The following is a 19,609-nucleotide window of genomic DNA, read 5'->3' as shown; positions in this document are numbered from 1 at the left end:
AAAAATGTATAAAAATAGTAGTGAAAAAGAGGATAATTTTTGGGTTTCATATGCTGATTTAATGGCTGGATTACTATTTGTTTTTATTCTTTTAATTGCTTTAATTGTTGTTAAATATATCTACACTCAAAATACACTTGAAAATAGTGAAGATAAAAATAGTGAACTGGTTTTAAAACTTAAAACTACACAAGATTTATATAGTAAAAGTTTAGAAAAGATATCCCAACTTGAAAATAACTTAAATATTGTTCTAAATGAACTTGATACTTCAAGCTTGATTCAATTAGAGCTTGATGAAGAGATTCAAAAAATAAAAGAGGAAAAAGATAATCTTGAAGATGTTTTGCAAGAGCTTATCAAACAATTTCTTCAAAGCCAAGAGAGAGAAAAAAATAGTTTAGATGAGATTATTATAAAAGAGCAAGAGATTTTAAAGCTTCAAAATGATTTTCAAAACATAAAAGATAAATTAAACTCTCTAAGTGGAATAAAGTTTGAACTTATCTCAAAAATTAGCCAAAAACTAACTAATTCAATACAAATTGATAAAAAAAGTGGAGCTATAAAGTTCTCATCAAATATCTTATTTGATAAAAACTCTTTTACATTAAAAGAGATCTCTAAAAAAGAGTTAAAAGATGTTTTAAAAAATTACTTTGATCTGCTATTAAAAGATGAAGAGATTAATAGATATATTGAAAACATAATCATTGAAGGTTATACAGATAGTGATGGAAGCTATCTTACAAATCTATTTTTATCTCAAAGAAGAGCTTTGAGTGTTATGCAGTTTTTATATGAAGAGAAGATTGTTGAATCTGAGCTTTTAAATAGTTTTGTAAGTTCAAGTGGAAAATCATCTTCAAATCTGATTTATGATGAAAATGGTGTTGAAGATAAAGATGCTTCAAGAAGAATAGAGATTAAATTTACAATAAAAAATGAAGCTGCTATAAAAGAGCTTCAAAACTATTTACAAAGAGATTTAGATGAAAATAAGCAATAGTATCTATACTCCAAAAAATCTTGAGAACCTTTCAAGTGAGATAAAAAAACTTTTAGCTGAAAAAAAAGAGATTAAAAAAAGCTCTATTTTTAGTTTTTCAAAAAAGATTTTAAATAAAAAAGATGATAAGAAATGACATACGAAGAGTGGTTTTTAAAACAAGGTGAACTTCATAAAGCTATTTTAAAAAAGTTAGAAAATCTAAGTAGCGATGAGATTATAGAGTACTTTAAGTTTGAAAATATGGTTAAAAATGAACCAGATTTTTGTCCTTTATATAAAGATAATAAAAAGTGCCATGATATGGATGATTTAAACTGTTATTTATGTGCTTGTCCACACTTTAGATTTAATGATTTAGGTATTAAAATAGAAGATAATAAAACTTTATACTCAGTTTGTAGCATAAACTCTAAAAAAGGTAGCCAGTTTACTACAAATAGTGCTATTCATCAAAACTGTTCAGATTGTTTAATCCCTCATAAAAAGAAGTTTATAAAAACAAATTTTAGTAGGGATTGGTTTTTTATTATGAGAGAAGTTAGAGTTTAATCTCTAAAATCTCTTCTCATTTACATCATCAATAATAAGTTTTGCTATATTATTTGTTGATATTGCTATATCTTTTGTAGCACTTGTAACATTTGCATTCTCTTGAGTTTTTTGATCAAGTTGCGAAACAGCACTATTTATCTGCTCAATTCCTAATAGTTGCTCTTTACTTGCATTTTCAAAATCTTTTATTAAAGTTATAGTCTCTTGAATATCACTATTTAACTCTAAATAACCATCTATCATCTCATTTGCAACAGTTTTACCACTATTTGCTTTTTTTGTAGCTGATTCAACTAACTCTTTTATCTCTTTTGCAGCCTCTGCACTTCTACTTGCAAGATTTCGCACCTCTTGGGCAACAACGGCAAAACCTTTTCCAGCCTCTCCAGCAGTTGCTGCTTCAACAGCAGCATTTAGACTTAAAATATTTGTTTGAAATGCTATTTGATCAATTACTTCAATAGCTTCATTTATAGAAGTTACTTCTTTATTAATCTCTTCCATTGCCTGTGCTGTCTGTTTTGCTAAATTCTCACCAGAAGTTGCTTTTGATGTAACACTCATAGCTATATTTGACATCTTTTCAACATTTTGTGTACTACTTCTTAAATTTGAAGTCATCTCTTCAAGTGAAGCAGCTGTTTCTTCAAGATTTGCAGCTGTTGTTGTAGAACTTTCATTTAGTTTTTCAACATTCTCTAAAAGAGTATTTGAACTTTGAGATAGTGTTTCTCCATTGTTTTTATTCTCTATTAACATTTTTGTAATAGATGAGCCTAAAGTATTTACACCATTTGCAAGTTTCAAAATATGATTAGAGATTTTTGAAGTATCAACTTTATTAATATAGCTATATGTACTATACTCATCAATAACTTTTAAAATATTTACAATATTTTGTTCAAGCTCTTCTGCCATCTTATTAATAACAGATTTTAGTTTTATTAAGTTTTGATCTTCAACCTCTACATTTAATCTTTGAGATAGATCTCCTTTTTGAAACTTCCCTAAAATTTCTATACTATTGTCTATGAAAATATTATTATCTTCAATCTCTTTTCTAGCTATCTCTATGTTTTCATCAAGAGTTTTAGACATTTGACCAATCTCATCTTTTGAGTAGTTTTGTATTTTATTAACTGTTTTACTATCCCCATTTAAATATTTGAAAAAAGTTTCAAGTGTACTTTGAAAAATATCTAGTGGTTTTAGAATAATTTTGTTTATTGAAGGTATTATTATTACAATTAAAACAATATTTAAAACTATTGTTACAAAAAATGCTATCCAAAATAGTTTGTCTAAATCTTTTAGAACTCTATCTTGAACAAGATTTATCTCTCTTTTTATATCATCTGCATATATTCCTGTTACTAAAACCCAATTAAACTCTGGAATATATATAGAAGATGCCATTTTTAAGACAACCTCTTTTGTTGTAGGGTTTTCATAGTGATAATATACATATTTTGCATCTTTTGCATATTTAATTAAATCTTCTCTAAAAGCGTAACCTTTTATATCAGGAGCTTTAATATTTGTCTTTTGATTATTTAATTTTGGATTTGCTGGATGAAATGCAAAATAGTAATCTTCACCTCTTTTTTCATAAGCGAAAAAGTAACCACTTTTATCATCTAAATATCTAATTCCAGTTAAAAGTTCAATAACTCTCTCTTTTGCTATTTCTACATCTTTCTCTTTTTGAATAATTGTATTTATTAAAGTTTGTATAACTTCAAATTGATGTTTTATGAAAGACTCTTTTTCCCTTATTATACTCTTTTCGAATCTTTCTAAAGTTGTATCCAATGTTTTATGAGTTCCTTCAAAATTTATACCAAAAAGAATATAAACACCTATAGAAAAAGGTAAAATTATTATTGATAGAAGCTTTATTTTTAATGAATTTATCTGCATATTATCTCCTTTGATTACGATTAATTTTACTTTAAAAAATTGAAATATAATATTAAAATAAGATATTTTTATGATAATTATGAGTAGCTTGTTTCAAAGCTACTCATAAACTATTTTTTACAAATAAATATTAGTTTATCTGCTTTTTCATCTGTGTGCAAGAAAAACTCTTTAATATCAACTATAGTAAAACCAGACTTTTCTAAAAGCTCTTTTAAAAACTCTTTTGAGTGATACTCTTGAGTAATACTATCTTGCTCTTTTGAAAAAAGATTATTATCTTGTTTTTCAAAAAGTGTTATATCTGTTTTAAGTTTATTGTTTTCAAAAAACGCATCAATAGCTATAAATTTATCTTCAACATCAATATTTATTGACCCTTGTGCAATCTCATCAAAACCAAAAAAAGTATTGACATCAAATATAAAATATCCATCTTTATTTAAAATATTTTTTGTATTTAGGATAAAATCTTCAAGCTCATTTTTAGGAATGTAGTTTAAAACATCAAAAATAGCAGTTGCACAATCAAACTTCTCTTTTATATCTTTTAAATCAATTGCCTTTGCATTTAAACCTTTTTCTTGGCAAACTTTTATCTGCTCAATACTTAAATCCACTCCTAAATACTTTTTTCTATTTACTTCTAAATTGTTTAAAAAATATCCTTGACCACAACCTATATCTATAATATTATCAAGATTATTTACCATTATAAATTTTAAAAAATCTTTGTGAAGATGGTAAATCTCCTCTTCAAAATCTAAATATGGTTCAATTTTCGAGTATAGATCTAAACCCATTATAAAAATTTCTCTAAATTATCTTTTAGATTAAAAATCAACTCTTTTTTTGCATAAAATGAGTTTTTATTTGCTATTAGATGTGCGCTACTCTCCATAATTGTTGGTCCAACTTCTAAACCATTTTGTTTCATAGTTTCACCAGTTTCAACAATATCAACAATACAGTCACAAAGTCCAACCAAAGGTGCTAGTTCAATAGAGCCATAAAGTTTTATTATCTCTACTGCCATAGCTTTTTCTTCAAAGAATTTTTTAGCTATTTTTTCATGTTTTGTAGCTATTGTGATTTTACTTTTATCAAAGTTTAGTTTTTCACCAGCCCTAAGTCCAAATGCAACTTTACATCGTCCTAGTTTTAAATCCAAAAGCTTGATTAAATCGTACTCTTTCTCTTCTAAAACATCAAGTCCAACAACTCCTAAATCAGCAGCTCCATGCATAACATAAGTTGGTACATCTTGATTTCTTACATTTAAAAATTTAAAACCACTTTTTTCTAAGATTAGTTTTCTATCTTCAAAAACAAACTTCTCTCCAAAAGCTTTTTCAAATCTATCAAGAGTTTCATCTGCAATTCTTCCTTTAGGAAGGGCTATTGTTAGCATCTATTATCCTTTTCATATTTTCAAATATTAAATTTTTTTTATATATACTATTTTCAAAAAATTGGCTCAAAAACTCTCCATCTCCACCTGTAAATATTATATTTTTATCTTTACAAATCTCAATTATAGGTAAAATGATAGATTTTATTAAAGCAAAAAAAACAGCATCTTTTGTTTGAAGCGGTATTTTATCTAAATTAATATTTTTTTCAAAATCACCTCTTTCTATTTTTAAAACAGGTGAGATATTTTCATAAGCTCTTAAAAAACTATCAACTCCTAAAAATATATAACCACCTTTATGAACAAAGTTCTCTATAATATCAACTGTTATTGCACTTCCAGCATCAATTATAACTGCATCTTTTTCAAACATAGATGCTACAACTCTATCAATTCCCATGCCTTTATAAGAGCTTTTAAAATCTATAAAAGAGCTTAAATCTTTTGCATTTGGATTTTTCTCTAAAACTTTTTTCTTTGCTTTTTCATTTACACTTATATAAAAAATCTCATCATTAAAATTTGGAATCTCATCATCTTTAAAGTAGTTTTTTATCTCACCATTTATAAAAAATTTTGTGCTTGTATTTCCAATATCACTTAAAATCAACTCTTACGCTCCATTTTAAATCTTTTAAATACTCTTTTGCTTTTGAGCAAATTGGGCTTTTTATTAAAAGCTCTTTTACCTTAAAATTGTGACCAACAAAACTTGATAATATATTTGATAAATCGATTAACTCTTCAGCACTTTTTTTTATAAATCTACTTTTTGAATCAATAATAAAAATTGCATAATATTTTAAATCGGTTGTTGTTCCAACAAAAATTTTTATCTTTTTTCTACTATTTAGCTCTTTTGGTAAAATCTCTTTAAAATCTTTAAATAGTATATTTTTTTTTGCAAAAAACTCTGTAACTTCTCTCATTTATATCCTTAAAACATTTATTATAACAAACTTTAGTATAATTTCTAAAACTAATGAAGCAAGAAATAAAATGAAGAACTTAAGTTACGAAGAACAATCAATAATTACAAGAGGTATTATAAAAGCAGCTGTTTTAATGAGCGAATATGGAGCTGAGAGTATTTTAATAGAGCAAACAGCTCAAAGACTAGGACGAGCACTAGGTGCTGCTAGTGTTGAGTTATCACTAATTCCATCAGCAATTGTTTTAACAACTCTTTATGGTGAACAATCAGTTACAACAACAAGAAGAGTTCATCATAAACCTATAAATATGAGTATAGTTTGTGAGATTCAAAATATTGTTTTAAAAATGGAAAAAAATGATCACGATATAAACTATTTATATGATATTTTAAAAAATTTAGAGACAAAGTATTACAATAGATGGTTAGTTGTTTTTATGGTTGGACTTGCTTGTGCATCATTTGCATTTTTGCAAGGTGGAGATTATTTTGCAGTAGCAACTACTTTTGTTGCAGCTTTTGTTGCAATGTTTGTAAGACAAGAGCTTGCAAAAAGAAGATTCGTGATGATTATTACATTTGGAATAACAGCATTTGTAGCTACTTGTATTGCTGCAATGGCTAAAATATTTGCTATAACATCCACACCAAATATAGCCTTAGCAGCTAGTGTTTTACTACTAGCTCCTGGATTTGCCTTTGTTAACTCATTTTTGGACTCATTTAAAGGTTATATGATGATGGGTTGGGGGCGATGGATGGATGGAATGATTTTAACTTTAGCTTCAACAGTTGGAATAATATTAGCAATTGCAATTTTAGGTTTAGGGGCATAATATGGAGTTTATGATTCAACTTTGTGTTCAAGCAGTTTTTGCAGCCATTGCATCTTTGGGTTTTGCAATGGTATTTAATGTTCCAAAACATACACTAAAATATTGTGCTTTTGGTGGAGCGATTACTTACAGTTTTAGAACTATCTTTTTAGAACTATCTTTTGGAATAGAGTTAGCTACTTTTTTAGCAAGTGCGATTATTGGAGTAGTTGCTTTATATTGGTCAAGAAAATATAAAGTTCCAAGACCTGTTTATACAGTTGCATCTATTATTCCAGTTTTACCTGGGACTTATGCTTTTAATGCAATGGTTACATTAATAAGCATAAATAGATTTGGTGCAAAACCTGAATTAGTTGAGCTATTTATTCATGATGGATTAAAATCAATATCTATACTTTTTGCAATAACTTTTGGACTTGTTTTACCATCTTTATATTTTTTAAGATTAAATAGACCAGTTATATAAAGATATAATAGTTTCAAATCTACACATATTATAAGAAATAGTAATAAGAGAATAAATAATTTTAGAATAAAATAATATTTTTAATTTATATAAGATATAGTGATTCCTTGGTTTTAATTGAGTTATAAAATAAAATTTTTATAATTAATAAATAAATAATTAAAAAAGTTTATGTAATAATAAAAAATAAATAAGAAAATCAATACATAGATTTATACATTTTGGCAACAAGGAAAAAAATGAATAGGAACTTTCTTAGTAAAATTATTTCAGTACTCATAATAGGGCTTTGTTTTTTAGAAGCTAAAACTTATAAAATAGGATTCGCTCAAGATACTTTAGCAAATGATTGGAGAAAAGCTCAAGCTGAACAATTAATTTACTACTCTAAAAAATATGATTTTTTGGAAGTTACAGTAACAGATGCAAAAGGTTCTGTTGCCAATCAAATAGCATCTATAGAAAAATTTATAAAAGATGATTATGATTTTATTGTAACAAGTCCAATAAGTCCTAGCATAACTTCAAAAGTTTTAAAAAAAGCCATAGATAAAGGTATAAAAGTTATATTATTGAGTAGGGGAATTGATTCAGATAACTATACATCATTTATCGCTCCTGATAACTATAAAATAGCTCAAGAAGCGGCTAAATATCTTTTAAAAAAGTTGAATTATAAAGGGACAATTCTTATGTTACAAGGTTTAGAAGGAGTAACATCTACAACTTTAAGAGAAGAAGGGTTTGAAGATATTGCAAATAAATATAAAGATATAAAAATTATAAAAGCAAGAGCTAATTATCTTAGATACGATGCAATAAAAGTATTGGATGAAATTTATGATAAAAATATTCATTTTGATGCAATATATTCACAAAGTGATAGCATGGCAGCAGGAGCTAGAGTTGTAATTGATAAGAGAAATGATAAAAGAGATATTCCTATAGTTGGAATAGATTATATAAATGAGGCTAAAGATGCAATCTTAAATGATAAACAACTGGCTAGTTTTGTCTATCCAACTTGTGCAAAAAAAGGGATTGAAACAATTGTATCTTTAATTGAAGGTAAAGAAGTTCCCAAAAATTTAATAGTAGATGCCATTTTGGTAGATAAAGATAATGTTAAATTCCAAAAGCCAATTTTTTAAGAGTATTAAATGAAATTAAAAACAAAAAGTTTAATAAATATAACTATATCTACAGCTTTAGTATTTTTTCTATCAGGTTATTTTACATTTAACTATTTTGAGAGTATATTAAAACAACAGATAATTAAAGATATAGAAAATGATTCCAAAAAAATTCAAAACTTTTTAAGCACTATAGAAAAGAATCAGCTAGAAGTAATTGCTAGCATAGAAGATGATGATAAAATTTTGTCAATTTTAAATCTAGTATCAAATTATGAAGATAAAACATATTATAGTGATTTTATTTTTAACACAGAAAAAGAGTCTCTTATTCAATACTCTCAAAAATTTGCAAAAGATGGTGAAAATATTTTAATTGAATTTTTTGATAAAGATAATGGTTTAGTTGCAAAAAAATCTTTTGATAAAAGTGTTGATGAGAGTGTTTATGTAATCTATGATGATGGAAATGCTTTTATTAAAAATCTAAAAGATGGGGCATTAACTCCTTTAGAAAATAGTACAAATAAGTGTTTAGGAACAAATTATAACTATATAAACAACTACTATACTATTTGTCATAAAAAAGAGCTCAAGCAAGATAGTTCAATTTTAGGGTATGTAAAAATAAGTTATTTTTTAAATCAAGAAGAGCTTGAAAAATTAAATTTAAACCTTAATCATCCACTATTTTTAAGTCAAGGACACCAAGAGCATGAGTTTTATTTAAAATTAAATGGTAATAAAGATATCTATTTAATACACAATGTAGATATGAGTCCTTTTTATGATAAAAAAGAGGAGCTTATTTTAAATATGGTTATATCTATATTAGTATTAATAGTACTATTTTCAATTGTTTCAACAGCTTTTATAAATAAAAATATTATAAAGCCTCTTTTTAAATTAAAAAATACATTAGAGTCAGTGCTAAACAAAAAATATAAACCTATTGAAATAATCAATGATGATGAAATTGGAGAGATCTTCAAGGCAAGTAATAAAATATTTGAAAAACTTTGGTATAACTACTCAAATCTTCAAAGTTATGAAAAAAGTATAGATACTTCAAATTTAGTTACTAAATTTGATACTAATGGATATATAACTTATGCAAATGAGTTTTTTTGTGATATTACAGGATATGAAAAAAAAGATTTAATTGGAAAAACTCATGAAATAATAAGGCATTATGATATGCCAGATGAGTTTTTTGAAGAGTTATGGAAAACTATAAAACAGGGTATTATATGGAGAAATATAATAAAAAATAGAACAAAAAATAATGGTTATTATTGGGCTGATACTGTTATTAGTCCAATTGTAGATATAAATAGAGTTATTACTGGATATATAGCTGTAAGTAGAGATATAACAGATTTTGTACACAAAAATGAAGAGCTTGAGTATCGTGCAAATTATGATTTATTAACTAGTCAATATAGCAGAAATAAACTACTTGAAGATATAGAAAAATTTGCATCTCCTATTTTAATAGTTATAAATATTGATAGATTTTTACAGATAAATGAACTATATGGTCATAAATTTGGAGATGAAGTTTTAAAGAAATTTAGCCAATTTCTTAAAAGTGAGTGCATTAAAGAGTTTAAAAATTTTAATCTTTATAGATATGGAGGGGATGAGTTTGCTATCTTATTGGAAAATTACAATCAAGATTCACTTTTATCTTCTGTTAGAAATATTTTAAGAGATTTAGAAAATAAAATTATTGTAATTGAGGATAAAGAGATTAATTTAAATCTAAGTTGTGGTATCTGTGTTGAAAAAACTGATATTTTACTAAGTGCAGAAATGGCTTTACAAATATGTAAAAAAAATAGAGTAGATTTAGTAGTGTATGATGAAAATATTAGTCCACATAAAGAGTATCAAAATAATATTTTATGGTCAAAGAAGATTAAAGAAGCTATTGAAGAAGATCGTGTTATTGTATTTTTTCAAGCAATTGTAAATAATGAAAATTTAAAGTATGAGAAATATGAGGTATTAATTCGTATAAAAGATAGAGATGAGAATATCATATCACCATTTCTCTTTTTAGATATTGCTAAAAAAACAAAACAGTATCTTAAGCTAACTAAAATTGTTATAGATAAAAGTTTTGAAATGTTTAAAGATAAAGAAGTAGAATTTTCTATAAATTTAACAAATGAAGATATATCTAACAAAGAGATTAATGATTATATATTTAAAAAATTTGATGAGTATCCCAATATTGCTAAAAAACTTGTTATTGAATTGGTTGAATCTGAATCAATAGTAGATTATGAAATTGCTATTGAATTTATAAAAAGAGTAAAATCAAAAGGTTGTAAAATTGCAATTGATGATTTTGGTAGTGGTTATAGTAATTTTGAATATTTAATAAAATTAGAAGCTGATTATATTAAAATCGATGGCTCTTTAATTAAAAATATAGTTACTCAAAAAGAGTCATTTGCTGTAGTTTCAACAATAGTTAATTTTGCAAAACAGATGGAGATTAAAACAATTGCAGAGTTTGTTGAGAATGAAGATATATACAAAATCATTAAAAACATAGGTGTTGATTTCTCTCAAGGCTACTATTTTACTCCACCAAAAAAGGAGTTGGATTAGTAAAAATAATTTATTTATATGAGTTTTATTATTTAAAAAGCCTATATAAATGGATTATATTAATTATAAAGTCCATAAGATTAAAAAATAATATTTATTTGTAGAATTTATACATAATTTAATATTATTTTAATACTATTCAAAATCAAAATTTATAATAAATTATAGATTTAGAATTGTAAATTAAATAAGAATTATAAATCTATATTTTAAATATAAGTTTGGTAAAAAATTAAACAAAGGTCGCACAATGTTAAGTAGAATAAATACAAAAATGAAGTTACTACTATTTCCAATTATATTTTTGTTAATAGTAGTAGCAGTAGGTGCTGTATATATACATTATAGCAGTATAGCAGATGCAAGAAATACAATTGCAATAAAAACTGATATTTTTATTCAAAATATATTAAAAGGTAGAATATCGGTATATCAATTTTTAAGAAATCCAAGCCAAGAGGCTGCTAAAAAAGTTAGAGAAGATTTTGAACTACTTCAAAATGATGTTGAATCATTTAAATCTACACTCTATTTAGAAAAAAATATAAAACTATCAGATGAGATAATCTATCTATCTAAAGCATATGTTAATTTTTTTGATAATTTTGCACCAACTAGAATAACAAATTTCCAAAATGGAATTTTACAAGAGACAAGTGATGTGCTTGAGAAAATTTCTCAAATGGTTAAAATAGGTGCAGAGCTAGAAAATAGACTTCACGAAATTAATATAAGCGCAATAAAGTTGAAAGAAGAATCAAATCAGTTTTTAAATAATTTGTTAATTACAATCTCAATTATTGCAATTTTACTATTTTTAGTTTTCTCTTTATATATATCACAAGTAATAGTAAACTCTTTAAATAGATTCAAAGATGGTCTTTTAGGGTTTTTTGCATACTTAAATAGAGAAGCAAATGATACTATCCTTTTAGATGAAACTTCTAAAGATGAGTTTGGAGTTATGTCAAAGGTTGTAAATGAAAATATCTTAAAAACAAAAAAAGGTATTGAAGAGGATAGGGTTTTAATAGATGAAACAATAGCTGTTTTAGGTGAGTTTGAGCAAGGGGATCTTTGTCAAAGACTTCATATTGAAGTATCAAATCCAGCTTTAAAACAGTTAAAAAATGTAATAAATAGTATGGGAGATATTTTAGAAAAAAATATTGAAAATATTTTGGATGTTTTAGAGAAATATTCATCATACAACTATTTAAGTAGAGTATCTACAAATGGTTTAAAAGAGCAACTATTAGAGTTGGCAAATGGTATAAATAGTCTTGGAGACTCTATAACTAATATGTTAGTAGATAATAAAGCAAATGGTATGACACTGGATGAAACTTCTGATATTTTATTAATAAATGTGGATAAACTAAATATAAGTTCAAATGAAGCAGCAGCATCTTTAGAAGAAACTGCAGCAGCTCTTGAAGAGATAACAAGTAATATTAGAAATAATACACAAAGTATTGCAAAGATGTCACAACTTGCAAATGGAGTAACAAAAGCTGTAACAGATGGACAAGAGATGGCTAATCAAACAACTATTGCTATGGATGAGATAAATACACAAGTAAATTTGGTAAATGAGTCAATTAGTGTAATTGATCAAATTGCATTTCAAACAAATATTTTAAGTCTAAATGCAGCAGTTGAAGCAGCAACAGCAGGAGAAGCTGGAAAAGGTTTTGCAGTTGTTGCTCAAGAGGTGCGAAATCTAGCAACAAGAAGTGCAGAGGCTGCAAAAGAGATTAAAGAGATAGTAGAAAAAGCTACACTAAAAGCAAATGAAGGTAAAAGTATTGCTTCAAGTATGATAGATGGATATAAAAATTTAAATAATAATATCTCTTCAACAATGAATTTAATAGCAGATATAGAGAATGCTAGTAAAGAGCAACTATTAGGAATAGAACAGATAAATGATGCAGTAAATCAACTTGATCAACAAACACAACAAAATGCAATGGTTGCTAGTCAATCTCATGATGTTGCTGTAAGTACAGATAAGATAGCTAAACTTATAGTTTCAGATGCAAATCAAAAAGAGTTTGAAGGTAAAAATGATGTAAAAGCAAAAGATTTTGGTATGGATAAAGAGCTTAAAGAGCATATTTTAGCAAGTGGGAAAACTACTAAAACTAATAAAGAGATTTCTAAACCAAAAATTAGTAGCACAAAAGAGATAAAATCTAACTCTAAAATCAAGGATGATGAATGGGAGAGCTTTTAAGAAAAATAATCAAATAACTCAAAAAATAATGCAGAGTTCTATTTCAAGACTCTATTTAAAACTTTAAATAGAGTCTTTTTATTACTAATAGATGAAGTTAGATTTTATCAATATCAAAAAGATAGAATTTTTTTATAAATTCATCATCTATATCTATAATTTTTCTCTCATTAAGGCTCTGTAAAACAGATTTTGTACAGTTTACATCACCTGGCCAACGCCTAGTAAATCCATCAAGAGAGTTTTTGTTTGTTCCATCAAGACAGATAGTATTTCCTTCTATATGTAAATCTCTATTTGAATCCATATTATTTGTTACTCTCCAAATTAGCATATAAGGATTTTCTATATCATTTGTCTTATAATCAACAATTACTAAAATTTTTATATGAGAATATAGAGGTTTCAACTCTTCAAAAAGATATTTTTGACTTCTAGTTTTATCTACACTTATAACACAAACTGGATTTTTTGTATCTTTGTAATACTGTTTTAAACCTTTTATCTCTTTTGTAATATCCTGCATTTTATTTAAAAGTTCACTATCTTCTAAAATAGAAATTCCTAACTCTTTTATCTCTTCACCTGTGCAATCAATTCCAAGTTTTCCACCAACTGCAAATTTAGGAGATGTATGGTCAAGATGATCCGTAGCACCTTTTGAGACTAAAAGATCATCAACATTAATTCTATTTAAAATATATCTTATTATCTCATCATGTGAAGTTAATTTTGGAGCATCAGAGTTCACAAAAATTGCGTGTTTTACAAAACTCATCTGTCCAACTCCCCAAAATGCATGCATCATTTGACTCGCATGTCCTGGATAAAATGTATTTATTTTTGCCAAAATAAGATTGTGATAAACACCATTTTCAGGCATATAATAATCAACTAAATCAGGTGCAGTTGTTCTTAAAAGTGGTAAAAATATTCTCTCTGTTGCATACCCCATATATTTATCTTCTAAAGGTGGTTTTCCAACAACTGTTGCTAAAAATACTGGATCTTTTTTGCTTGTAATTGCACTAACTTCCATAAAAGGAAACTCTTCATCAAGTGTGTAATAACCTGTGTGATCTCCAAAAGGTCCTTCAATTTTTAGTTTGCTTGTATCAACAAATCCTTCTATAATATAGTCATTATCTTCTGGAACCCAAATATCATTTGTAATAGATTTTACAAGCCTTGCTGGTCTATTTTTCACAAAGCCATAAAGCATTAGCTCAAAAACTCCAATTGGAAGTGGAGCTTGTCCACACCATATATACATAGGGTCTCCACCAATTCCAATGCTTACTGGCATCTTTTTACCAGCTTTTTTGTACTCATGAAAAAAGTGATTACTATCTTTATGAATTTGCCAATGCATTCCAAGAGTGTTATCAGGGAATACTTGAAGTCTATACATTCCTAAGTTTTTTAGCTCGCCATTTAAACTTTGAGTATAAACTTGCCCCATAGTAATAAATGGACCAGCATCCTCTTCCCAAGTTGTAATAACTGGTAAATCACTAAGTTTTGCATCGCTTCCAAGCTTTATAATCTCTTGACAAGAACCTTTACCTTTAATTTTTTTTGGAATGGCGTTTTTTAGTGAGAATAGTTTTGTAAAAGTTGAGATTTTTTCACTAAATGTTACAGGCGGTTTTAATTTTAAAAGTGATTCAATCTCATTTGCTATCTTATCACCATCACCAATAAATAGTTTAACCGCCTCTTCATTACAAAAAACATTCATTAAAACAGGTTCTTTAAATTTTTTATTATTTTTTCTATCAACTACATTTGTAAATAAAATTGCTTTTGAATCAGCTTTCTTAACCTCTACATAAGCAACATGCGGAATTTCTAAATTTATATCAAGTTCATCATCTATTATCTTTAAAAGATTATGTTTTTTTAAAAGTTCAATAGCTTTTTTCATCTCTACCTCTACTTAAAGTATTTTTGGATTTAACTTTAGCATTATATTTATTAATGCTATCTTTCATTTATGAGAATTAAATATATGTTTCATTTTGTATCAATTAAAATAGCTATTACTTTTTTTCACATATTAGAACTAGAAGTCGATTAATTGGGCTTTGTAAAATATAAAAAATTAAAACAAATGATATTTTTTTGCCTTTTTTACACACTAAATTATGATTTTTGTTCAAAAGTATAATAAATATTTGTTTACTTCATAAAATTTGTGTACAATCAAATTTGATTTTTAATTTTTGAACTAGGAAAAAAGATGTCAGCTGAAATAGTCTTATCTTCTGTAGTTTTTGTTGTAATAGGTTTGATACTAGCAGGTGTTTTTGTACTTACAAAATTCATAGGACCTAACAATAAAAACTCAGTTATAAAAAACAATGTTTATGAAAGTGGTGTTACAAATCCTATAGGAACAGCAAATGTAAGATTTTCTATTAAGTTTTATCTTGTAGCAATCTCATTTTTACTGTTTGATGTTGAAGTAATTTTTATGTTTCCTTGGGCTGTAAATGTTGTTGAACTGGGCTATGCGGGATTAGCTAAAATGTTCATCTTTATGGGATTACTATTTATTGGGTTAATCTATATTTATAAGAAAAAGGCTTTATCATGGGATTAGGAGTTGAGTCAACTTTAGGTGATAATATACTTACAACAAAGCTAGATGCTGCTGTTAATTGGGGAAGATCTTACTCTCTTTGGCCAATGGCATTTGGAACTGCTTGTTGTGGTATTGAGTTTATGGCAGTAGCTGCTGCTAGATATGATGTTTCAAGATTTGGTGCTGAGGTTGTAAGATTCTCTCCAAGACAAGCGGATTTACTTATTGTTGCTGGAACAATCTCTTATAAACAAGCTCCAATTTTGAAAAAAATTTATGAGCAGATGTGTGAACCAAAATGGGTTATATCTATGGGTGCATGTGCTTGTAGTGGTGGTTTTTATGATAACTATGCAACTGTTCAAGGAATTGATCAAATAATTCCTGTTGATGAGTATATAGCTGGTTGTCCTCCAAGACCTGAAGCTGTACTTGATGCAATTATGAGAATTCAAGAAAAAGCTAAAAACGAATCAGTGTTAAAAGATAGAGTTAAAGAGTACAAAGGATTTTTAGATGCTTAAGTGTGATTTATTAGTTGATTCAAAAGATTTAAGATCTACTCTTTTAAATTTAAAAAATAACCAAGATTTTACTATTCTTTTAGATATGACTGCAGTTGATTATCTAAAATTTCCTGACTCTACACCTTCTAGATTTGCAGTTGTTTATGTTTTAAGAAGTAGTGACTTTAAAAAAGAGACAACTGTAAAGGCTTTTGTAGATGATAATACTTTAAGTGTTGATTCTGTTCATGATCTATTTGCTTCTGCAAATTGGGCTGAAAGAGAGGCTTATGACCAATATGGGATTAAATTCTTAAATCATCCAAATTTAAAAAGAGTTTTAAACCATAAAGAGTTTGTAGGTCACCCTTTAAGAAAAGATTACAAGATTACAGATGGACAAATTAGTAAAGAGACTGATGATTTAATGGATGAGATGACTCCTTTGTTAAAATCAAAAGGGTACTCTGATCAAGAGATTGAAGATTTAATGCTTTTAAATGTTGGACCATCACACCCAGCAAGTCATGGAACTATTAGAAACTTTTTAGCAATGGAGGGTGAGACAATCACTGCTTGTGTTACAGAGATTGGATATTTGCATAGAGGATTTGAAAAAGCTTGTGAACATCATACTTATTCGCAAGTAATTCCTTATACAGATAGATTAAACTACTGTAGTGCTATTTTAAATAATATTGGTTGGGCAAAAGCTATTGAAGAGATGCTAGATATTGAGATTACTCCTAGAGCAAAGATGATTAGAGTAATTATTGGTGAGTTAAGTAGAATAATTGATCATATCGTTTGTAATGCTGCAAATATGGTTGACCTTGGTGGATTAACAAGCCTTTGGTATCTATTTTCTGCAAGAGATAAAGCTTATGATCTATTATCAAAACTTACAGGTGCTAGACTTACAAATACTTACACAAGAATTGGTGGATTAGAGTTTGATCTATATGATGGTTTTGCTGCTGATTTAGAGGATGTTTTAAAAGCTACAGAAAGTGGTGTAGATGATGTATTATCACTAATTGCACACAATAGAATATATCATGATAGAACTCAAGATGTTGGAGTTATTAAAGCTGATTTTGCTTTAGCAAATGGAATTAGTGGACCAAACTTAAGAGCAACTGGTGTTGCACATGATTTAAGAAAAGATAAACCATACTATGGATACGAAAACTTCGATTTTGATGTAGTTGTTGGAAGTCATGGAGATGTTTATGACAGAATGATGTGTAGATTTGAAGAGATTACGCAATCAATTAAAATTATTAGACAAGCTATGAAAAATCTTCCAGATGGTGCAATTAATGTATATGCTCCAAATGCTGTTTTACCACTTAAAAAAGATGTTTATGGAAATATTGAAGGTTTGATGAATCAATTTAAACTTACATTTGAAGGAATCATGGTTCCAAAAGGTGAATATTATAGTTCAACAGAGGCTACAAATGGTGAGTTGGGATTCTTTATTGTAAGTGATGGAAGTGGAAGACCATATAAAGTAAAATGTAGACCACCATGTTTTTACTCACTTGCAGCTTATTCAAAAATTGTTGAAGGTACAATGCTTGCAGATGCTGTTATTACAATGGCTAGTTTGAATTTTATTGCTGGGGAGTTTGATAGATAATGAGTAGTTTTAAATATACACCGCAAAATGAAGCAAAATTTCAAGAGTATGTTTCAAGATATCCAAAAATTGACTCTTGTATGTTACCAGCACTTTGGTTAGTTCAAGAGCAAGAAGGTTGGGTAAGCCCTGAAGCTATGGTTTATGTAGCTTCAAGAGTAGAAAAAAGTCCTATGCAAGTATATGAAGTAGCAACTTTTTATACTATGTTTAACTTAAAACCAAAAGGTAAATATCATATTGAATTATGTAAAACTGTATCTTGTATGTTAATGGGTGCAAGAGAGTTAAAAGCTTATATAAAAGAGAGTTTAGGACTTGAACCTGGACAAACAAGTGCTGATGGACTATTTACTTTTAGTGAAGTTGAGTGTCAAGGTGCTTGTGGTGATGCTCCAATGATTGCACTAAACAATGTTTATCATGGAAAATTAACAAAAGAGAAGTTAGAGAAAATAATTTGGGAGTGCAAAAATGATAACTAAAATAGTAAGTAAAAATTTTGATATCCCAAATTCACATAAACTTGAAGTTGCACTTGCAAATGGAAGATACTCTTCTATAGATAAACTTTTCACTATGAAACCTGAAGATGTAACTGCTGAAGTTACTGCATCAGGACTTAGAGGAAAAGGTGGAGGAGGAGCTGCTTGTGGTCCTAAATGGGAACTAATGCCTGCCGTTGATGAAAGACCAAGATATTTAATAGTAAATGGGGATGAGAGTGAACCAGGAACTTTTAAAGATAGACAAATTTTTCAATACGACCCACATCTTTTAATTGAAGGAATTATCTGTACTTGTTGGGCAATTCAAGCAAATCATGCTTATATTTATATAAGAGGTGAGTATAAGTTTTTTATTGATAGATTAAATGAAGCAATCCAAGAAGCTTATAAAGCAAAAATTATTGGTGATAAAATCATGGATAAATATGATTTTAAAGTTGATATTACAGTTCACAGAGGTGGAGGAGCATATATTTGTGGAGAGAAATCTGCACTTATTGAATCTTTAGAAGGTAAAAGAGGACATCCAAGACTTAAACCTCATGGAAAAGAGTGTGAATGGTTTTATGATAATCCAGCAACTGTAAACAATGTTGAGACTATCTCATCTGTACCAAATATTGTTGAAAATGGAGCAGAGGGTTATACAAAATATGGTACAGAAAAATCTCCTGGAACAATGCTTTTTGCAATCTCAGGACCTGTTAAAAACCCAGGTGTTTATGAACTTCAATATGGAAATAAAATGATTGATTTCTTAAATGAAGTTGGTGGTGGGATGCTTGAAGGTAAAAAACTAAAAGCAGTTATTCCAGGTGGAACATCTTGTCCTATATTAACAGCCGAAGAGGTTGAGAAAGCTGTATTAGATTATGAATCAATGTGGGATATAGGTTCAACTTTAGGTACAGGAGGTATGATTGTAATTGATGATAGTGCATGTATGGTTGATGTTGCTAAAAACATTATTGAGTTTTATCATCACGAATCTTGTGGACAATGTACACCTTGTAGAGAGGGTTGTGGTTGGATTGATAAAATTATAAGAGATATACTAGAAGGTTGTGGAACTTCAAATGATTTACAAACTATTTTAGATGTGTGTGAAACAATGAATGGAAAAACAGTTTGTGTTTTTGCACCTGCTGTTAAAGATATTATTGCAAGTATTATTAAGAAGTTTAGAAGCGAATTTGACGCTTATATTAAAAATAATCAAAACTAAGGAGAA

The 19,609-nt window shown here is 27.6% G+C and carries 19 protein-coding genes; 13 read left to right on the top strand and 6 right to left on the bottom strand.

The genetic code is table 11. The features are described from left to right. The first annotated feature begins 4 nt into the window (after nt 1–4). The 3 genes from CRU94_RS06500 to CRU94_RS06495 are packed head-to-tail and all read left to right on the top strand — an operon-like array spanning nt 5 to nt 1,561. On the top strand, nt 5–1,009 hold the full coding sequence (locus tag CRU94_RS06500; protein WP_129105973.1) for an OmpA family protein: 1,005 nt from the start codon (nt 5–7) through the stop codon (nt 1,007–1,009). Further along, nucleotides 993–1,145 carry a hypothetical protein gene (locus CRU94_RS09610; protein ID WP_164966576.1) on the top strand — a complete coding sequence of 51 codons (153 nt, stop codon included), beginning with the start codon at nt 993–995 and terminating at the stop codon, nt 1,143–1,145. Before CRU94_RS06500 ends, CRU94_RS09610 begins: the two co-directional genes overlap by 17 nt. After that, complete coding sequence (locus CRU94_RS06495; RefSeq protein WP_129105972.1) at nt 1,142–1,561, top strand: hypothetical protein; 420 nt, start codon at nt 1,142–1,144, stop codon at nt 1,559–1,561. Before CRU94_RS09610 ends, CRU94_RS06495 begins: the two co-directional genes overlap by 4 nt. 3 nt (nt 1,562–1,564) lie before the next feature. On the opposite strand, the gene CRU94_RS06490 is transcribed toward CRU94_RS06495, so the two are convergent. From CRU94_RS06490 to CRU94_RS06470, 5 genes are all read right to left on the bottom strand, one after another. Beyond that, nucleotides 1,565–3,484: a methyl-accepting chemotaxis protein gene (locus CRU94_RS06490; protein ID WP_129105971.1), complete on the bottom strand. Its 1,920-nt coding sequence runs from the start codon at nt 3,482–3,484 to the stop codon at nt 1,565–1,567. A gap of 110 nt (nt 3,485–3,594) precedes the next feature. Beyond that, nucleotides 3,595–4,287: a class I SAM-dependent DNA methyltransferase gene (locus tag CRU94_RS06485; protein ID WP_129105970.1), complete on the bottom strand. Its 693-nt coding sequence runs from the start codon at nt 4,285–4,287 to the stop codon at nt 3,595–3,597. Beyond that, nucleotides 4,287–4,895 carry an ATP phosphoribosyltransferase gene (gene hisG / locus CRU94_RS06480; protein ID WP_066356572.1) on the bottom strand — a complete coding sequence of 203 codons (609 nt, stop codon included), beginning with the start codon at nt 4,893–4,895 and terminating at the stop codon, nt 4,287–4,289. Before hisG ends, CRU94_RS06485 begins: the two co-directional genes overlap by 1 nt. Beyond that, nucleotides 4,873–5,508: a type III pantothenate kinase gene (locus tag CRU94_RS06475; protein WP_129105969.1), complete on the bottom strand. Its 636-nt coding sequence runs from the start codon at nt 5,506–5,508 to the stop codon at nt 4,873–4,875. Before CRU94_RS06475 ends, hisG begins: the two co-directional genes overlap by 23 nt. After that, complete coding sequence (locus CRU94_RS06470; RefSeq protein WP_129105968.1) at nt 5,495–5,827, bottom strand: hypothetical protein; 333 nt, start codon at nt 5,825–5,827, stop codon at nt 5,495–5,497. Before CRU94_RS06470 ends, CRU94_RS06475 begins: the two co-directional genes overlap by 14 nt. Before the next feature lie 70 nt (nt 5,828–5,897). Between CRU94_RS06470 and CRU94_RS06465 the strand changes: the two genes are divergently transcribed. The 5 genes from CRU94_RS06465 (at nt 5,898) to CRU94_RS06445 (ending at nt 13,131) form a co-directional block, all read left to right on the top strand. Beyond that, entirely contained in the window at nt 5,898–6,668 is a 771-nt protein-coding gene (locus tag CRU94_RS06465; protein WP_129105967.1) for a threonine/serine exporter family protein, read from the top strand. Between the two features lies 1 nt (nt 6,669). Next, nucleotides 6,670–7,137, top strand: coding sequence for a threonine/serine exporter family protein (locus tag CRU94_RS06460; RefSeq protein ID WP_129105966.1), 468 nt, complete (start codon nt 6,670–6,672; stop codon nt 7,135–7,137). Nucleotides 7,138–7,376: 239 nt separating this feature from the next. Next, nucleotides 7,377–8,288, top strand: a complete 912-nt coding sequence (locus tag CRU94_RS06455) for a substrate-binding domain-containing protein (RefSeq protein WP_129105965.1) — start codon at nt 7,377–7,379, stop codon at nt 8,286–8,288. Nucleotides 8,289–8,297: 9 nt separating this feature from the next. After that, nucleotides 8,298–10,892, top strand: coding sequence for a bifunctional diguanylate cyclase/phosphodiesterase (locus CRU94_RS06450; RefSeq protein WP_129105964.1), 2,595 nt, complete (start codon nt 8,298–8,300; stop codon nt 10,890–10,892). A 250-nt stretch (nt 10,893–11,142) separates the two neighbouring features. Continuing rightward, entirely contained in the window at nt 11,143–13,131 is a 1,989-nt protein-coding gene (locus CRU94_RS06445; protein WP_129105963.1) for a methyl-accepting chemotaxis protein, read from the top strand. Between the two features lie 97 nt (nt 13,132–13,228). Here the strand turns inward: CRU94_RS06445 and CRU94_RS06440 are convergent, their stop codons facing one another. Then, entirely contained in the window at nt 13,229–15,058 is a 1,830-nt protein-coding gene (locus CRU94_RS06440; protein WP_129105962.1) for a menaquinone biosynthesis decarboxylase, read from the bottom strand. A gap of 315 nt (nt 15,059–15,373) precedes the next feature. On the opposite strand from CRU94_RS06440, the gene CRU94_RS06435 reads away from it, so the two are divergent. Genes CRU94_RS06435 through nuoF form a run of 5 tightly spaced genes read left to right on the top strand, consistent with a single transcriptional unit; the run spans nt 15,374 to nt 19,603 of the window. Beyond that, nucleotides 15,374–15,736, top strand: a complete 363-nt coding sequence (locus CRU94_RS06435) for an NADH-quinone oxidoreductase subunit A (RefSeq protein WP_066160072.1) — start codon at nt 15,374–15,376, stop codon at nt 15,734–15,736. Further along, nucleotides 15,727–16,242, top strand: a complete 516-nt coding sequence (locus CRU94_RS06430; RefSeq protein ID WP_129105961.1) for an NADH-quinone oxidoreductase subunit B — start codon at nt 15,727–15,729, stop codon at nt 16,240–16,242. The genes CRU94_RS06435 and CRU94_RS06430 overlap by 10 nt, the downstream gene beginning before the upstream one ends. Further along, the gene (locus CRU94_RS06425) at nt 16,235–17,869 is read left to right on the top strand and encodes an NADH-quinone oxidoreductase subunit D (RefSeq protein ID WP_129105960.1); all 1,635 of its coding nucleotides are present in this window, start codon (nt 16,235–16,237) and stop codon (nt 17,867–17,869) included. The genes CRU94_RS06430 and CRU94_RS06425 overlap by 8 nt, the downstream gene beginning before the upstream one ends. Further along, nucleotides 17,869–18,354, top strand: coding sequence for an NADH-quinone oxidoreductase subunit NuoE family protein (locus tag CRU94_RS06420; RefSeq protein ID WP_129105959.1), 486 nt, complete (start codon nt 17,869–17,871; stop codon nt 18,352–18,354). Before CRU94_RS06425 ends, CRU94_RS06420 begins: the two co-directional genes overlap by 1 nt. Beyond that, entirely contained in the window at nt 18,344–19,603 is a 1,260-nt protein-coding gene (gene nuoF / locus CRU94_RS06415; RefSeq protein WP_129105958.1) for an NADH-quinone oxidoreductase subunit NuoF, read from the top strand. Before CRU94_RS06420 ends, nuoF begins: the two co-directional genes overlap by 11 nt. Nucleotides 19,604–19,609: the final 6 nt, after the last annotated feature.

The sequence above is a fragment of the Arcobacter sp. AHV-9/2010 genome, from assembly GCF_004116575.1.
GTDB classification, from domain to species: domain Bacteria; phylum Campylobacterota; class Campylobacteria; order Campylobacterales; family Arcobacteraceae; genus Aliarcobacter; species Aliarcobacter skirrowii.
The sequence above is the reverse complement of the archived record's forward strand: the minus strand, read 5'-3'. Positions and strand labels throughout refer to the sequence as shown.

Excerpts from the sequence above, each read along its gene's own strand:
- CRU94_RS06500 (WP_129105973.1), top strand. The coding sequence starts at position 5 with ATGTATAAAAATAGTAGTGAAAAAGAGGATAATTTTTGGGTTTCATAT.
- CRU94_RS09610 (WP_164966576.1), top strand. The coding sequence starts at position 993 with ATGAAAATAAGCAATAGTATCTATACTCCAAAAAATCTTGAGAACCTT.
- CRU94_RS06495 (WP_129105972.1), top strand. The coding sequence starts at position 1,142 with ATGACATACGAAGAGTGGTTTTTAAAACAAGGTGAACTTCATAAAGCT.
- CRU94_RS06490 (WP_129105971.1), bottom strand. The coding sequence starts at position 3,484 with ATGCAGATAAATTCATTAAAAATAAAGCTTCTATCAATAATAATTTTA.
- CRU94_RS06485 (WP_129105970.1), bottom strand. The coding sequence starts at position 4,287 with ATGGGTTTAGATCTATACTCGAAAATTGAACCATATTTAGATTTTGAA.
- hisG (WP_066356572.1), bottom strand. The coding sequence starts at position 4,895 with ATGCTAACAATAGCCCTTCCTAAAGGAAGAATTGCAGATGAAACTCTT.
- CRU94_RS06470 (WP_129105968.1), bottom strand. The coding sequence starts at position 5,827 with ATGAGAGAAGTTACAGAGTTTTTTGCAAAAAAAAATATACTATTTAAA.
- CRU94_RS06465 (WP_129105967.1), top strand. The coding sequence starts at position 5,898 with ATGAAGAACTTAAGTTACGAAGAACAATCAATAATTACAAGAGGTATT.
- CRU94_RS06460 (WP_129105966.1), top strand. The coding sequence starts at position 6,670 with ATGGAGTTTATGATTCAACTTTGTGTTCAAGCAGTTTTTGCAGCCATT.
- CRU94_RS06455 (WP_129105965.1), top strand. The coding sequence starts at position 7,377 with ATGAATAGGAACTTTCTTAGTAAAATTATTTCAGTACTCATAATAGGG.
- CRU94_RS06450 (WP_129105964.1), top strand. The coding sequence starts at position 8,298 with ATGAAATTAAAAACAAAAAGTTTAATAAATATAACTATATCTACAGCT.
- CRU94_RS06445 (WP_129105963.1), top strand. The coding sequence starts at position 11,143 with ATGTTAAGTAGAATAAATACAAAAATGAAGTTACTACTATTTCCAATT.
- CRU94_RS06440 (WP_129105962.1), bottom strand. The coding sequence starts at position 15,058 with ATGAAAAAAGCTATTGAACTTTTAAAAAAACATAATCTTTTAAAGATA.
- CRU94_RS06435 (WP_066160072.1), top strand. The coding sequence starts at position 15,374 with ATGTCAGCTGAAATAGTCTTATCTTCTGTAGTTTTTGTTGTAATAGGT.
- CRU94_RS06430 (WP_129105961.1), top strand. The coding sequence starts at position 15,727 with ATGGGATTAGGAGTTGAGTCAACTTTAGGTGATAATATACTTACAACA.
- CRU94_RS06425 (WP_129105960.1), top strand. The coding sequence starts at position 16,235 with ATGCTTAAGTGTGATTTATTAGTTGATTCAAAAGATTTAAGATCTACT.
- CRU94_RS06420 (WP_129105959.1), top strand. The coding sequence starts at position 17,869 with ATGAGTAGTTTTAAATATACACCGCAAAATGAAGCAAAATTTCAAGAG.
- nuoF (WP_129105958.1), top strand. The coding sequence starts at position 18,344 with ATGATAACTAAAATAGTAAGTAAAAATTTTGATATCCCAAATTCACAT.